The sequence below is a fragment of the Mesorhizobium sp. P2_E10 genome (assembly GCF_056404235.1).
The window spans coordinates 546,684-561,775 of the sequence record NZ_JBFUEK010000002.1; the positions used below are offsets into that span (position 1 = coordinate 546,684).

General features: G+C 62.2%; 12 protein-coding genes. 10 read left to right on the forward strand and 2 right to left on the reverse strand.

The genetic code is table 11. From position 1 onward, the window contains the following. The first annotated feature begins 101 nt into the window (after window positions 1–101). Entirely contained in the window at window positions 102–599 is a 498-nt protein-coding gene (locus AC1D0N_RS07335) for a GAF domain-containing protein (RefSeq protein WP_477242767.1), read from the forward strand. Between the two features lie 113 nt (window positions 600–712). After that, entirely contained in the window at window positions 713–1,081 is a 369-nt protein-coding gene (locus tag AC1D0N_RS07340) for a hypothetical protein (RefSeq protein WP_477242768.1), read from the forward strand. A 301-nt stretch (window positions 1,082–1,382) separates the two neighbouring features. On the opposite strand, the gene AC1D0N_RS07345 is transcribed toward AC1D0N_RS07340, so the two are convergent. Together AC1D0N_RS07345 and AC1D0N_RS07350 are read right to left on the reverse strand one after the other, a co-directional pair. Next, complete coding sequence (locus AC1D0N_RS07345; RefSeq protein ID WP_477242769.1) at window positions 1,383–2,516, reverse strand: hypothetical protein; 1,134 nt, start codon at window positions 2,514–2,516, stop codon at window positions 1,383–1,385. Between the two features lie 158 nt (window positions 2,517–2,674). Further along, window positions 2,675–3,208, reverse strand: a complete 534-nt coding sequence (locus tag AC1D0N_RS07350) for a hypothetical protein (protein WP_477242770.1) — start codon at window positions 3,206–3,208, stop codon at window positions 2,675–2,677. Between the two features lie 271 nt (window positions 3,209–3,479). Between AC1D0N_RS07350 and AC1D0N_RS07355 the strand changes: the two genes are divergently transcribed. From AC1D0N_RS07355 to AC1D0N_RS07390, 8 genes are all read left to right on the forward strand, one after another. Then, window positions 3,480–4,082, forward strand: coding sequence for an ANTAR domain-containing response regulator (locus tag AC1D0N_RS07355; RefSeq protein WP_477242771.1), 603 nt, complete (start codon window positions 3,480–3,482; stop codon window positions 4,080–4,082). After that, entirely contained in the window at window positions 4,079–5,317 is a 1,239-nt protein-coding gene (locus AC1D0N_RS07360; protein ID WP_477242772.1) for a CmpA/NrtA family ABC transporter substrate-binding protein, read from the forward strand. Before AC1D0N_RS07355 ends, AC1D0N_RS07360 begins: the two co-directional genes overlap by 4 nt. Before the next feature lie 356 nt (window positions 5,318–5,673). Continuing rightward, complete coding sequence (locus AC1D0N_RS07365) at window positions 5,674–6,990, forward strand: CmpA/NrtA family ABC transporter substrate-binding protein (RefSeq protein ID WP_477242773.1); 1,317 nt, start codon at window positions 5,674–5,676, stop codon at window positions 6,988–6,990. Between the two features lie 70 nt (window positions 6,991–7,060). Then, the gene (gene ntrB / locus AC1D0N_RS07370) at window positions 7,061–7,957 is read left to right on the forward strand and encodes a nitrate ABC transporter permease (protein ID WP_477242774.1); all 897 of its coding nucleotides are present in this window, start codon (window positions 7,061–7,063) and stop codon (window positions 7,955–7,957) included. A 10-nt stretch (window positions 7,958–7,967) separates the two neighbouring features. Then, complete coding sequence (locus AC1D0N_RS07375; protein ID WP_477242775.1) at window positions 7,968–8,765, forward strand: ABC transporter ATP-binding protein; 798 nt, start codon at window positions 7,968–7,970, stop codon at window positions 8,763–8,765. A 4-nt stretch (window positions 8,766–8,769) separates the two neighbouring features. Continuing rightward, window positions 8,770–11,220 carry a nitrite reductase large subunit NirB gene (gene nirB / locus AC1D0N_RS07380; protein ID WP_477242776.1) on the forward strand — a complete coding sequence of 817 codons (2,451 nt, stop codon included), beginning with the start codon at window positions 8,770–8,772 and terminating at the stop codon, window positions 11,218–11,220. Window positions 11,221–11,233: 13 nt separating this feature from the next. Beyond that, complete coding sequence (nirD, locus tag AC1D0N_RS07385) at window positions 11,234–11,563, forward strand: nitrite reductase small subunit NirD (protein ID WP_477242777.1); 330 nt, start codon at window positions 11,234–11,236, stop codon at window positions 11,561–11,563. Window positions 11,564–11,566: 3 nt separating this feature from the next. Beyond that, window positions 11,567–14,263, forward strand: coding sequence for a nitrate reductase (locus AC1D0N_RS07390; RefSeq protein ID WP_477242778.1), 2,697 nt, complete (start codon window positions 11,567–11,569; stop codon window positions 14,261–14,263). The last annotated feature ends 829 nt before the right edge of the window (window positions 14,264–15,092 follow it).

Here is a 15,092-nt window from a genome sequence, read left to right on the forward strand (position 1 = left end):
TCGGCTGGCGACATACATTCGCGTTTGTGTATTTCCCAACCGCTGCATTGGTGGCAGACAGGGAGCGGGCGTTTCGGCACGCCGGCAACGGAGAACCCACGATGTTTGCGGCCAAGGCCATCGACAGCACCGACAAGGCAGCATTCTACCGCGACCTCGCCACGCAGCTGAAGGCGCTGCTCGACGGCGAGCGAGACTCGATCGCCAATGCCGCCAACACATCAGCGCTGATCTTCCAGATGGTGCCCGATCTCAACTGGGCCGGCTTCTATTTCATGGCATCCGACGAAGAACTGGTGCTTGGGCCTTTCCAGGGCAAGCCGGCCTGCGTGCGCATCGCCGTCGGCCAGGGCGTATGCGGCACCGCGATCGATCTCGAAATGTCGATGCTGGTCAAGGATGTGCACGACTTTGCCGGCCATATCGCCTGCGACGCCGCCTCGCGCTCGGAGCTGGTCGTGCTGCTCAGGGACAATGACGGCGTCTTCGGCGTGCTCGATCTCGACAGCCCGTCACCCGGCCGCTTCGACAAGGCCGACCAGGCCGGCATCGAGCAACTGGCTTCGATCTATGTCGCGGCGAGTTCCTTCGAGGAGTGAGCGTTTCGTAGGCTTGACCTGCTTGGGGCCGGCGATGGGTGTCGGCCTCCGGGAAGGGCGGCCGCCGCTCGACCAATATCGCCGCCAGGAGCCACCTCCTTGTCTGAGCCACAATGGACGAGCTAGAGTCCCGAGGGATTTTGCCGGGGGGCAAGTGGTTGTCGCAAATCGTTCAATACCAGGTCTTTGTCGATGACCACTTTCATTACAGGGATGAGAGTGAACGCTACCTGGACGCAACATTTCCGACTTACGATGAGGCAGTGGAGCGATGTCGAGCCATAGTCGACGCCGACCTGGAGAACGCACTCAAACCGGGCATGACCGCCGAGAAACTGTTTGAACTATACAGTCTGTTTGGCCCGGATCCGTTCGTCTTGGCAGAACCTCGGCAGAAGATTGATCCACCGTTCTCCGCTTGGGAATATGCGCAGGCGCGAAGCAAGATCTTGGCGAGCACCTCAGCCGCCTCGCTGGGCTAGCCGACAAGGTAGGCTTGGGGGTCGACTGCGTGTGTGCTGCGCGCGAACAAATCTTCGGGCCGATGCTGACGATCACGCCTATGACATTGTCGGCGAGGTTATCCATACCGCCAACGACACCGTCTACGGCCTAGCCTCCTACATCCAGGCCAAGGACATCCAGAAAGCCCGCGAAGTCGCGGCCCGCATGCCCTCGGCTGCGGCAACTAAGAGCCTATCGGCAGGATTGCCGCTTCGCCGCATGTTGGCGGTGTGCGCCACTGTTCGATGACCGAACTGAACGCCATCATTCCATTTGTCGCTACTCGTCATCATCATCGTCTTCAGGCTGAGGTGCCATAGCCTTTATGAAGGCATCCTCGACCACGCGCGGAACTCTACGAAGGTCGGACATTTCGGATATTGCCTGAGCGATTGCCTTAGCAGATGCTTTTCTGTTGATACCTACGGTAGCTTTCAAGCCTAGGAAAGTGGCCAGCGCGCTTCGAAAAAGCGCTGAGATTAGAAACACCACTGGCTGACCGGAAGGCAAAACCAAGTGCTCGCGTCCAACTGGCTCGCCATGGAGGAAATTGTTTCTTGCCTGGTAAGCGAGATTATATAGGTAGCTGGGGAATGCTTTTTTCACGACATTCGTTTTGCTCAACCGCACGTCATGGATTTGATCGCGAACAGCTTCCCGCTCCCATTCGCTGCTTTCAATCAAAGCAAAGACTCTAGTTCGATTGGCTTCACCGCCAGGGCCAGGGTGCACAAGTATCTCGAATGCACTTATCCAGAGCGAAAGAGATCGGCCCCAGTCATATATTGTGGCCCCAGCGCTCTGAGGCATTTGCATTGCGGCATTCGCGGCATTCAAGGAGCGAAATAGTGCAAGCTGTTCCCAGCTACCTGTTTCACCGGAAAATCGCTTACTCCATCGATCTAGCAAAGCTTTCAGCAACACTTCATCGATGTCCCAATCGCGAATCTCGATAACCGAAAGACCTGGCGAGGAAAGTCCTCTAAATCCTTTGATTTGATGAAGCGCGCTTACGGCAGGAGTGTTTGCGATAAGGTGCTCGCCATTCCGATCGATCATCCAAGGATAAAGATCGAAAGAGTCTGAGTACATCGGTCGAAAGTTATGACGATGAGTTATGGCCGCTGCACGTGCAAATGGGATGACGGACGCGGCTACAGCATCACGAAAACCCGCGACAGCCTCGCTGTTCAAAAACTCGGCGGGAGTGTTAGATTTCGCAACGAGCGCCGCAGGCGTAATTTTGACTCCGTGGCTGTCTGTAAAACTTCTGAAGAATGTTTGAACATTTGGATGATGAGCAAAATTGTCGGACAGGCGAGTGTCGTCGCTGCCGATGAGAGAGAAGTACTCCGCATCAATCGCGTCAGTGACGACGATGTTCGGAAGCGCAGCGAGTACATTCCAATTCATCAAAGAAGCTCATTTCCCAGCATGGATCGTTTAGCGGTCGGCGCAGAACACATAAGCCTCGACCGATCTAGGAGATCGCTAGTGCCACACTTTCCATGATGCGGCTGATTGGGCCCAGCGAAGCCGCACGCTCACAGCCCCCTGGATTTCCGAACCATCTAATGTTGCGGGGTTTTGACTAGAACCCGCCGATTTCTCTCTAACTCAACTCGACCAAAATTGACGATAACGTTCTCACCCTCTTTATAGACTTTCAGGGCGAGATCTGAAGCATCACTCAGCGTATTGAGTGGCACACGTTGGATCGCTCGGCTTTTGCGATCAGTGGCCTTCAATAATTTCGCAACGCTATTGGTCGCTAGAACATGTTCTCCACCGCTGTCGATAACCATGCTATGAGCTGCGAGGTTCCGAGCCCGGTTTATTTTTTCGACGCCGTCTGCATAACGCAGGACTGGCTTCCTCCATTCGTCGTTGGAGATCTGGCTAACAAATGCCTTTAGGATTTCGACTTTTCGGGCCGGGTCCAGGGCAGCGACAACCGCGAGCGTCAGTGCCTTCCCGCCAAGAGATAGAGCTGCTACCAAGACAGCATTTAACTGATTGTCTAATAGTGAAGCCATTAGTACGATTCGGCCCACGACTTCACAGATCTCTTTTTCAGCCTCAGTCTCAGATTTCTTGTCGATCATTTTTGTCCTCAAGCGTGCTTAGTGTCGTCGTCGTTTGTAATCTCAAACGCGATCAGCGGCATAGGCTTCTTGATCTCCGCCTTTCAGTTGCTGTTCCGGTCGTCCCAGACCGGGAGAAGTAGTGAATGCGTTAGCCGCAGTCGGTTCCAACAGCTCCAACAAATCCTGGCTATCCATTCCAGCATCCGCTTTTATCGCCCCGCCACGCACGGCGAGCGCCGACCCCCCCCATGCCGCATTGCACAATCTGCCCGCTTGTACATATTGAGGCATGGTCCGTTCCTCACTCGCCGTTCTGGTGATCGACGAAAACCGCATCCGTGCCTCGATCATCGAGGCCGGTTTGCGCGAGGCCGGCCATGAGCGGGTCACCGTCATCCATGACGTGTCGGGTATTGCGCGGCGGATCGCCGAGATCGAGCCCGACGTCATCGTCATCGACCTCGAAAACCCGAACCGCGACATGCTGGAAAACATGTTCCAGCTGTCGCGTGCGGTAAAGCGGCCGATCGCCATGTTCGTCGACCGCTCCGACCAGGCTTCGATCGAGGCGGCGGTCGATGCCGGCGTGTCGGCCTATGTCGTCGACGGTCTGCGGCAGGAACGCGTCAAGCCGATCCTCGACATGGCGGTCAGCCGCTTCAACGCTTTTTCGCGCATGGCACGCGAGCTGGAAGAGGTTCGCGGCGAGCTCGAGGGCCGCAAGGTCATCGACCGCGCCAAGGGCATCCTGATGAAGTCGCGCGGCCTCTCCGAAGAGGCCGCCTACACACTGCTGCGCAAGACGGCGATGAACCAGAACCGCAAGATCAGCGACATCGCCCAGAGCCTGGTGACCGCCGCCGGGCTGCTCGGGTCGTCGGAGGACGAATGAGCGCGATACACCAGATCACCGCCGGTTTCATGCCGCTCTTCGACAGCGCCGTGCTGGTCGCGGCGAGCGAACTGGGGTTTGCCGCGCGCGAGGGCGTCGACCTTACGCTACACCGCGAGACATCCTGGGCCAACATTCGTGACCGCATCGCCATCGGCCATTTCCATCTCGCCCATATGCTGGGGCCGATGCCGCTCGCCTGCAATCTCGGGCTGACGCCGCTCGCTTCCGAGACGATCGTGCCGTTCTCGCTGGGCTTGGGCGGCAATTGCGTCACCATCTCCAACGCCGTCTGGAAAGGCATGGCGGTGCATGGTGCTGTGCCCGATCTCGAGCCCGCGCGGGCTGGTGCAGCCCTCGGTGCCTTCATCCGTGAGCGCGCCGCCGCCGGCCGCGAGCCGCTGCGCTTCGCCGTCGTGCATCCGCATTCCGGGCACAATTACGAACTGCGCTACTGGCTCGCCGCCTGCGGCATCGATCCCAGCCAAGAGATCGAGATCGTCATCGTGCCACCGCCCTTCATGGCCGACGCGCTGGCGGCGGGCCGCATCGATGGCTACTGCGTCGGCGAGCCCTGGAACAGTGCTGCGGTCGCCGCCGGCACCGGCCACATCGTCACCGTCAAGGCGCTGCTGTGGAAGAACAGCCCGGAGAAGGTGATCGGCGTGCGCAAGGCCTGGGCCGACGAAAACCCCGAGGCGCTGGCGGCGCTGCTGCGCGCGCTGCATCATTCCGCCCGTTGGTGCCAGGACCCGGCCAACCATGGCGAACTGGCCGCCGTGATGGCGCAGCCCGGATTCCTTGGCCTGCCGCCGGCGGTGCAGATGCCAATCCTGACCGGGCATCTCAGGCTGGGCGAGGGCGCGGAGCGGACCATCGACGATTTTTTCCTGCCCTTCGACAAGGCGGCGAACTTTCCCTGGAAGAGCCACGCGCTGTGGTTCTACACGCAGATGGTGCGCTGGGGGCATGTGGCGCACACGCCGGAAAACCTCGCCATTGCCCGCGACTGTTACCGTCCCGACCTCTACCGCTCGGCGCTGAAGCCGCTTGGCGTCGCGCTTCCCGGCGCCAATGCCAAGGTCGAGGGCGCGCTGAAGGCGGCGACTCCGGTCGGTTCGGCAGGGGCAAGCCTCGTGCTCGGTCCCGACGGCTTCTTCGATGGCCAGATCTTCGATCCCGACGAGATCGACGCCTACATCGCCGGCCAGAAATTGGCCCGCGCAGAGGCTTGATCATTTCCGCGCCATTCTTGTGCATTGCACAAAAATTGTGCGTGCAAATGCGCTAATGAACAATCTTTGGCCTGTCCGGCTTGTAGATGGATGAGTGCATGATCGGGCAATACCGCTGATTTCATTGATAATTCCCGTGCCGTTCAAAACTGGCACGGTTCCTGCTTTGAGATAGTCAGGTCCTCTGCTGGACCACGGAACAGGCGTCCAATGGCGGGCGCCACAGGCAAAGCTGCCGCTCAGGTAATACGCGCTCCCGGAACCCCGGACGCGAAGACCTGGCTGGCGGCTTTTTTGTTTTGATCGAAACGCAATCGATGGCGCGAATCCCAAGCTGCGCCCAACCGGAGACGACGATGACGAACCGCATCAAGACCGAAGTCCCTCTCGAGGGCATGACCCGCCGCAAGTTTCTGATGGCAAGTGCTGCCACCGCGGCAACCCTGGCGGCCGCGCGTGCGCTGCTGCCCTCCGGCGCCTATGCCGCCACCGCAGCTCCGGAAGTCACCGGCGCCAAGCTCGGCTTCATCGCGCTAACCGATGCGGCGCCCCTGATGATCGCCAAGGAGAAGGGGTTTTTCGACAAATTCGGCATGCCCGATGTCGAGGTGCTGAAGCAGGCCTCCTGGGGCGCGACGCGCGACAATCTGATGCTCGGCGCGCAAGCCAACGGCATCGACGGCGCCCATATCCTGACGCCGCTGCCTTACCTCATGCATACCGGCAAGGTGACGCAGAACAACCAGCCGATGCCGATGGCGATCGTGGCGCGGCTCAATTACGACTGCCAGGGCATCTCGGTGGCGCAAGAATACGCCGCTACCGGCGTCGGCCTCGACGCCTCCAAGCTGAAGGACGCGTTTGCCGCCAAGAAGGCGGCCGGCAAGGACGTCAAGGCCGCCATGACCTTCCCGGGCGGCACGCATGACCTCTGGCTGCGCTACTGGCTGGCCGCCGGCGGCATCGATCCCGACAAGGACGTTTCCACCATCGTGGTGCCGCCACCGCAGATGGTCGCCAACATGAAGGTCGGCAACATGGACGTGTTCTGCGTCGGCGAGCCGTGGAACGAGCAGCTTGTCCACCAGGGCGTCGGCTTCACCGCCGCCACGACAGGCGAGCTTTGGAAGGGCCATCCCGAAAAGGCGCTCGGCCTGCGTGCCGAATTCATCGACAAGAACCCGAACGCCACCAAGGCGATCGTGATGGCCGTCATGGCCGCCCAGCAATGGTGCGAGGCCAAGGAAAACAAGGACGAGATGGCCGCCATTATCGGCAAGCGGCAGTGGATGAACGTGCCTGTCGCCGACATCATCGGCCGCCTCAAGGGCGACATCAACTACGGCAATGGCCGCGTCGCCAACGGCACCGACCTCTACATGAAGTTCTGGAACGGCGGCGTGTCCTATCCCTTCAAGAGCCACGATACGTGGTTCCTCGCCGAAAACATCCGCTGGGGCAAATTCGCGCCGACCACCGACATCAAGGCGCTGGTCGACCAGGTCAATCGCGAGGATATCTGGCGCGAGGCGGCCAAGGATCTCGGCGTCGCGGCAAGCGATATTCCGGCATCCTCGTCGCGCGGCGTCGAGACCTTCTTCGACGGCAAGACCTTCGATCCGGCCAACCCGTCCGCCTATCTCGACAGCCTGAAGATCAAGGCTTCCGCTTAAGCCTGATGGCAAGCGGCGCCATTAGCGCCGCTTGCCGCCCCAAATGCCGCCCAAGGAGCTTTTCGAAAACATGTCCATCCAAGCCATCGAGGACACCAAGGTGAAGGCGTTTCCCGCGCCGGCCAAGCCGGCCGAGGTCATCGCCTTCACCGCCAAGACGCGACGCCGTTTCGACCCGGTGGTGATCGCCGGCAGACTGGCGAGCGCGCTGGTGCCGCCGGCTATCGTCATCGCCCTCATGCTGGTCGTCTGGCAGATCGCCTGTTCGTCACCCACATCGAGCCTGCCGCCGCCCAGCCAGGTGTGGAACGAGGCCTACGATCTGATCGCGCATCCGTTCTTCAACAATGGCCCGCAAGACATCGGTCTGGCCTGGCGGGTGCTGATCTCGCTGCAGCGCGTCGCCATCGGTTTTGGCCTGGCGGCTATCGTCGGCGTTGCGCTCGGCGCGTTGGTCGGCCAGTCGATCTGGGCGATGCGCGGCCTCGATCCGGTGTTCCAGATCCTGCGCACCGTGCCGCCGCTGGCCTGGCTGCCGCTGTCGCTGGCGGCGTTCCGCGATTCCAGCCCGTCGGCGATCTTCGTTATCTTCATCACCTCGATCTGGCCGATCATCATCAACACCGCCGTCGGCGTGCGCAACATCCCTGAGGACTACCGCAACGTCGCGCGCATCCTCAGGCTCAACCAGCTCGAATTCTTCGTGAAGATCATGGTGCCGGCGGCGGCCCCCTACATCTTCACCGGCTTGCGCATCGGCATCGGCCTGTCCTGGCTCGCCATCGTCGCCGCCGAAATGCTCACCGGCGGCGTCGGCATCGGCTTCTTCATCTGGGACGCCTGGAACTCGTCGCGGCTGCCCGACATCATCGTCGCGCTCGCCTATATCGGCGTCACCGGTTTTTGCCTCGACCGCCTGGTCGCTGGCGTCGGCGCCTTCGTCACCCGCGGCACAACGGCAAAGTGAGGAGAGGGCGATGACGGCCTATCTGAAACTCGACCATATCGACAAATCCTTTGCCCGTGGCGGCCAGGTCAGCGAGGTGTTGAAAGACATCAGGCTGACCATCGACAAGGGCGAATTCGTTTCGATCATCGGCCATTCCGGCTGCGGCAAGTCGACTTTGCTCAATTTGATCGCCGGGCTGACCAAGGTCTCCGCCGGCGCCGTGCTGCTGCAGGACAAGGAGGTCGACAGCCCCGGACCCGAACGCGCCGTGGTGTTCCAGAACCACTCGCTTTTGCCGTGGCTCACCGTCTACGAAAACATCAACCTGGCCGTGTCGAAAGTGTTTGGCCGCAGCAAGAGCCGGGCCGAGCGGCATGACTGGATCATGCGCAATCTCGATCTCGTGCAGATGGCGCATGCCAAGGACAAGCGGCCGGCGGAAATCTCGGGTGGCATGAAGCAGCGCGTCGGAATTGCCCGGGCGCTCGCCATGGAGCCGAAGATCCTGCTGCTCGACGAGCCGTTCGGCGCGCTCGACGCGCTGACCCGCGCCCATCTGCAGGACGCGGTGATGGACATCCATTCCAGGCTCGGCTCGACGACGATCATGATCACCCATGATGTCGACGAGGCGGTGCTTTTGTCCGACCGCATCGTCATGATGACCAACGGTCCAGCGGCGACCATCGGCGAGGTGCTGCCAGTGCCGCTCGCCCGGCCGCGCCGGCGCGTCGAGCTCTCTTCCGACCGCACCTTCCTGCGCTGCCGCGAGGCGGTGCTGAAGTTCCTCTACGAACGCCACCGCTTCGTCGAAGCCGCGGAGTAGCATCATGAGCGAAAAACTCGTCATCATCGGCAACGGCATGGCCCCCGGGCGGATGCTGGAGCATCTCCTGGAACAGGCGCCGGGCCGCTACACCGTCACCATCTTCAACGCCGAGCCGCGCGTCAATTACGACCGCATCATGCTGTCGCCGGTGCTGTCGGGCGAAAAGGCATTTGAGGAAATCATCATCCACGGCGACGGCTGGTACATCGCCAACAACATCACCCTCTACAAGGGCCACAAGATCGTCGCCATCGACCGCGAGGCAAAGACCGTCACCTCCGATCACGGTGTCACCGAGCCCTACGACAAGCTCGTCATCGCCACCGGCTCGGTGCCGTTCATCATTCCGGTGCCCGGCCACAATCTGCCGGGCGTGCTGACCTATCGCGATCTCGACGACGTGCAGGCGATGATGCTCGCGGCACAGTCGCGGGCCAAGGCGGTCGTCATCGGTGGCGGGCTGCTGGGGCTGGAGGCGGCGGCCGGGCTGAATGCGCAAGGCATGGACGTCACCGTGCTGCATGTCATGCCGACGCTGATGGAGCGCCAGCTCGATCCGGCGGCAGGCTATCTCTTGCAGCGCGCCGTCGAGCAACGCGGCATCAAGGTCATCACCAAGGCCAACACCCAGGCGATCACAGGCAACGGCAAGGTCGGCCAGGTGGAGCTCGCCGACGGCACCGTCATTCCGGCGACGCTGGTCGTCATGGCGGTTGGTATCAGGCCGAATTCTGCACTGGCCAAACAGGCCGGCATTGCCGTCAATCGCGGCATCGTCGTCGACGCCGGCATGCGCAGCAACGATCCCGACATCTACGCGCTCGGTGAATGCGCCGAGGTCAACGGCCAGGTCTATGGGCTGGTGGCACCCCTCTACGAGATGGCGCGCGTCGCCGCGAGCCAGCTGGCCGGCAACGAGGCGGCGGCCTTCGTCCACATGGACACGCCGACCAAGCTCAAAGTCACCGGCATCGACCTGTTTTCGCTCGGCGACTTCGCCGAAGGTGAAGACCGCCAGGAGATCGTGCTGCGCGATGCCGCGGCCGGCGTCTACAAGCGCCTCGTGCTGAAAGACGACCGCATCATCGGCACCGTGCTCTATGGCGAGACGGCCGACGGCGCCTGGTTCAACGACCTCAAGAAAAAACAGACCGATATTTCCGAAATGCGCGACACGCTCATCTTCGGCCAGTCCTACCAGGGGGGTGCCCCGCTGGACCCTATGGCGGCCGTTGCAGCCTTGCCGGATGATGCGGAAATCTGCGGCTGCAACGGCGTTTGCAAGGGAAAGATCACAGGCGCGATCACTGCCAAGGGTCTGACGTCGCTGGACGACGTGCGCGCCCACACCAAGGCGTCGGCCTCCTGCGGCTCCTGCACCGGGCTGGTCGAAAAGCTGATGGTGTTGACCATCGGCGACAAGTACAACCCGGCCGCCGTGCAACCGATGTGCGGCTGCACCACGCTCGGCCATGACGAGGTTCGCCGGCTGATCATCGCCAAGCGCCTGAAGACCATTCCCGCCGTCATGCAGGAACTGGAATGGACGACCTCCTGCGGCTGCGCCAAATGCCGGCCGGCGCTGAACTATTACCTCGTCTGCGACTGGCCGAACGACTATGCCGACGACTACCAGTCGCGCTTCATCAATGAGCGCGTCCACGCCAACATCCAGAAGGACGGCACCTATTCGGTTGTGCCGCGCATGTGGGGCGGGGTCACCAATGCCGCGGAGCTCCGCGCCATCGCCGATGTTGTCGACAAGTTCGAAATACCGATGGTCAAGGTCACCGGGGGACAGCGCATCGACATGCTGGGCATCCGCAAGGAAGACCTGCCGGCGGTGTGGGCCGATCTCGGCCAGGCCGGCTTCGTCTCCGGCCATGCCTATGCCAAGGGCCTGCGCACGGTGAAGACCTGCGTCGGCTCCGACTGGTGCCGCTTCGGCACGCAGGATTCGACGGGCCTCGGCATTCGCATCGAAAAGTTCATGTGGGGCTCGTGGACCCCGGCCAAGGTCAAGATGGCGGTGTCGGGCTGCCCGCGCAATTGCGCCGAGGCGACCTGCAAGGATGTTGGCGTCATCTGCGTCGACAGTGGCTACGAGATACATTTCGCCGGGGCCGCCGGCCTCGACATCAAGGGCACCGAGGTGCTCGGCATGGTCAAGACCGAGGACGAGGCGCTGGAACATATCGTGGCGCTGACGCAGATGTACCGCGAGCAGGGCCGCTATCTCGAGCGCATCTACAAATGGGCCAAGCGCATCGGCATCCCGGAGATCAAGCGCCAGATCATGGACGATGGCGAGAAGCGAAAGGCCTATTACGAGCGCTTCGTGTTCAGCCAGAAATTTGCCCAGGTTGATCCATGGTCGGAACGCGTCTCCGGCAAGGACAAGCACGAATTCCGGCCGATGGCTTCGGTCGGATTTGCGCAGGCGGCGGAGTAGGGGGATGGAGCAAATGAACTGGATATCGATCGGCTCAATCTCAGATATTCCGCGCCGCGGCGCGCGCTGCGTCGCCACACCTCAGGGAAAAATTGCCGTCTTCCGCACGCAGGACGATCAGGTCTATGCCATTGACGACCATTGCCCGCACAGAGGCGGGCCGCTCAGCCAGGGTATCGTCCACGGCACGGCGGTAACCTGTCCCTTGCACAATTGGGTGATTTCGCTGGAAACGGGCAAGGCGCTCGGCGCCGACGAGGGCGCGGTGCGAACCATTCCGGTCAGGATCGACGGGGAGCTTCTGTTCATTGCGCTGGAAGCGCTGGCCAGCCGCGCGGCCTGAACCATGGAAATTGACACAGCGCGCGAGGTGAGGACCACTTGCCCCTATTGTGGGGTGGGTTGCGGCGTGCTGGCGAAGGTCGCCGCGGACGGTGAAGTCAGCGTCCGCGGCGACCCCGACCATCCGGCCAATTTCGGCCGGCTCTGTTCCAAGGGCTCGGCGCTGGCCGAAACCATCGATCTCGACGGCCGGCTGCTCTATCCAGAAATCCATGGCCGCCATGCCGGCTGGGACGAGGCGCTCGATCGCGTCGCTTCGACCTTCTCGCAAACCATCGCCGAGCATGGCCCTGACTCAGTTGCCTTTTACGTCTCCGGCCAGTTGCTGACCGAGGATTACTATGTCGCCAACAAGCTGATGAAAGGCTTCATCGGCTCGGCCAACATCGACACCAATTCGCGCCTGTGCATGGCCTCTTCGGTTGCCGGCCACCGCCGCGCCTTTGGCTCCGACACCGTGCCGGGAAATTACGAGGATCTCGAACTCGCTGATCTGATCGTGCTGGTCGGCTCCAATCTGGCCTGGTGCCATCCCGTGCTCTACCAGCGCATCGCGGCCGCACGCGAAAAGCGGCCCGAGATGAAGATCGTGCTGGTCGATCCGCGCCGCACCATGACCGCCGATATCGCCGACATGCATCTGGCGATCGCACCGGATGGCGACGTCGCCCTGTTCACCGGGTTGCTCGCTTATCTCGGCCAGCACAACGCGCTCGACCGCGCCTATGTCACCAAGCACACGACCGGCTTCGGGCAAGCGCTTTTTGCTGCGTCAGCGCTCGATCTTGCCGGCATCGCCGCCGCCACCGGCCTGAGCGAGGACGAGCTTGGCCGCTTCTACAGCCTGTTTGCCGCCACCGCGAAAACCGTGACCGTCTATAGCCAGGGCGTGAACCAGTCTTCGTCGGGCACCGACAAGGTCAACGTCATCATCAACTGCCATCTCGCCACCGGCCGCATCGGCAGACCGGGGGCAGGGCCGTTTTCGGTGACCGGCCAACCCAATGCCATGGGCGGCCGTGAGGTCGGCGGCATGGCAAATATGCTCGCCGCCCATATGGAAATCGAAAACCCGGAGCATCGCGACCGCGTGCAGCGCTTCTGGAACGCGCCGGCCGTGGCCGAAAAACCCGGCCTGAAGGCGGTCGACATGTTCCAAGCGGTGGCCGACGGGCGCATCAAGGCGCTGTGGATCATGGCCACCAACCCGGTCGATTCAATGCCGGACGCCGACGCCGTCGAAGCGGCGATCAAGGCCTGTCCCTTCGTCGTGGTCTCGGACGTGCTGGCCAACACCGACACGGTCCGCCATGCCCATGTCAGGCTGCCCGCCGCCGCCTGGGGCGAGAAGGACGGCACCGTCACCAATTCCGAGCGCCGCATCTCGCGCCAGCGGGCGTTTCTGGGCCTGCCGGGCGAAGCGCGGCCCGACTGGCAGATCATCGCCGAAGTCGGCAAGCGGATGGGCTTTGCCGAGGCGTTTGCACATGATGCGCCAGTGGAGATTTTCGCCGAACACGCCGCGCTGTCGGGATTCGAGAATAACGGCGCGCGGGATTTCGACATTGGTGACCATGCCGGGATCGATGCGCAGGCGTATGAGCAATTGGCTCCCTTCCAATGGCCTGCTCCGAGCCCAGAGGGGGGTGCTCAAGCTCGACTTCAGCCGGAAGGCGAAAGCACCCGCTTCTTCGCCAACGGCAATTTCTACACGCCCGACCGCAGGGCGCGCTTCATCGCCATCCGCCCGACTACACACACCCGCACCAGCCCCGACTATCCGCTGATCCTCAACACCGGCCGCGTCCGCGACCATTGGCACACGATGACGCGGACCGGCAAAAGCCCGCGCCTGTCCCAGCACATCGCCGAGCCCTTTGTCGAAATCCACCCGGTGGATGCACAGCACTACGGCATCGGCGACGCCGACATCGTGCGCGTCTCCAGCCCGCGCGGCGAGGTGCTGGTCCGCGCCCTGGTGACGTCACGCCAGCGCCAGGGCAGCGTGTTTGCTCCGATGCACTGGACCGACCAGTTTGCCGCAAAAGGGCGGCTCGACGCGCTGACCGCGCCGCTCACCGACCCGATTTCCGGCCAGCCGGCGCTAAAACATGTCGCGGCCCGCATCGAGAAATTCGCCGCCAAAGCCTTCGGCTTCGCGGTGATGCAAAGGCTGCCGGTGGCGGTTGCCGCAAGCTACTGGGCCGTGGCCAGATGCCGGGGCGGCTGGCGCGTCGAACTGGCCTTTGCCGATGACGACATCGACTGGGCCGCCTTCGCCGGATCGTTATTCGACACGTCACCTAGTGCCGATATCCTCGCCTATCACGACCGCGACGCCGGCCAGCATCGCATCGCCGCTTTCGACGGCGACCGCTTGTCGGGAGCCCTGTTCGTCGCACCCGGCCCGGTCGCCGTGTCTCGCGGCTGGGCGGCCGAGCAGCTTGAGGCGGCCCATGCCGGCCAGCGCGAGCGCTTCCGCATCGTCGCCGGCCGCGCAGGGGCCGAGCGGCCGGATGCCGGCGCCATCGTCTGCTCCTGCTTCAGCGTCGGCGCCAATCAGATCGCGGCGGCGGTGGCGGCGGGCTGCGCGACCGTCGAAGCCATCGGCAACACCCTGAAGGCCGGCACCAATTGCGGCTCCTGCCGTGCCGAAATGCGGGGGATCATTCAGGCCAACCGGGTGCAGGCGGCGGAGTGAAGGCGCAGAGCCCAGGCTGCTGGAGCATGATCCCGAAAAGTGGAATCCGGTTTTCTCGGACAAAAACGGGAACCGTTTTGTCCAGAGATCATGCTCAAACGAAGAGATAGAGCCCCATCCCGATCCCATCGGGATGGAACAGGCTCTAGGTTTTCGTGAAGCGTCGACCTCTAGAAGGCTAGCAGCTATGGGTGATGAAGCGGGCCAGCGACCATGCCTACTGCGATCGCCCAGGCCGCCAAACTGTCGAACTCTCGCCCAGCGGCCAATTGGCGCTTCGCCGCGCGTCTGATCCGCGGCCTAACTCAATGATCCCAACCATCGCGCGCGTAAATTCAACCATACTGTTTGCCGTGACAGCTGCCTTATCGGGACTTTGCCCAATCTGTTCAGCGGCTCCGCAGCATGACAGGCGGATGAGATCGTAGTGCGGATCTCTCTCATCGTCTGGCAACGCCGCTATTTTCAGGGCGCGACGGTGAATCATCCGCAGCAGCTGTGCCAGTCCTATTCCGACACTCATGCGTTTTGCTCCGCATCGGTCGCACGTCCAGGCGCTGAGAGGCGCTGGAACGTCGATCGGAGGTTGCATCTCGTCCCCGATACGGAAAGGCTGCACCATAGCTGTTAACATATCGTTGATTGCTAATATAACTTGCATCACAGCAGCTTGGCAGCTAGCCGCAGCGGCGGTGCGGACGGGTTGCGCGACCGGCGAAGCCATAGGCAGCGCGCGGAAGACCGGCACCAATTGCGGCTTCTGCTGCGCCGAAATCCGGGCGATCATCCAGGCCAACCGGGTGCAGGTAGCGGAGTAAGTTTAGAAAAA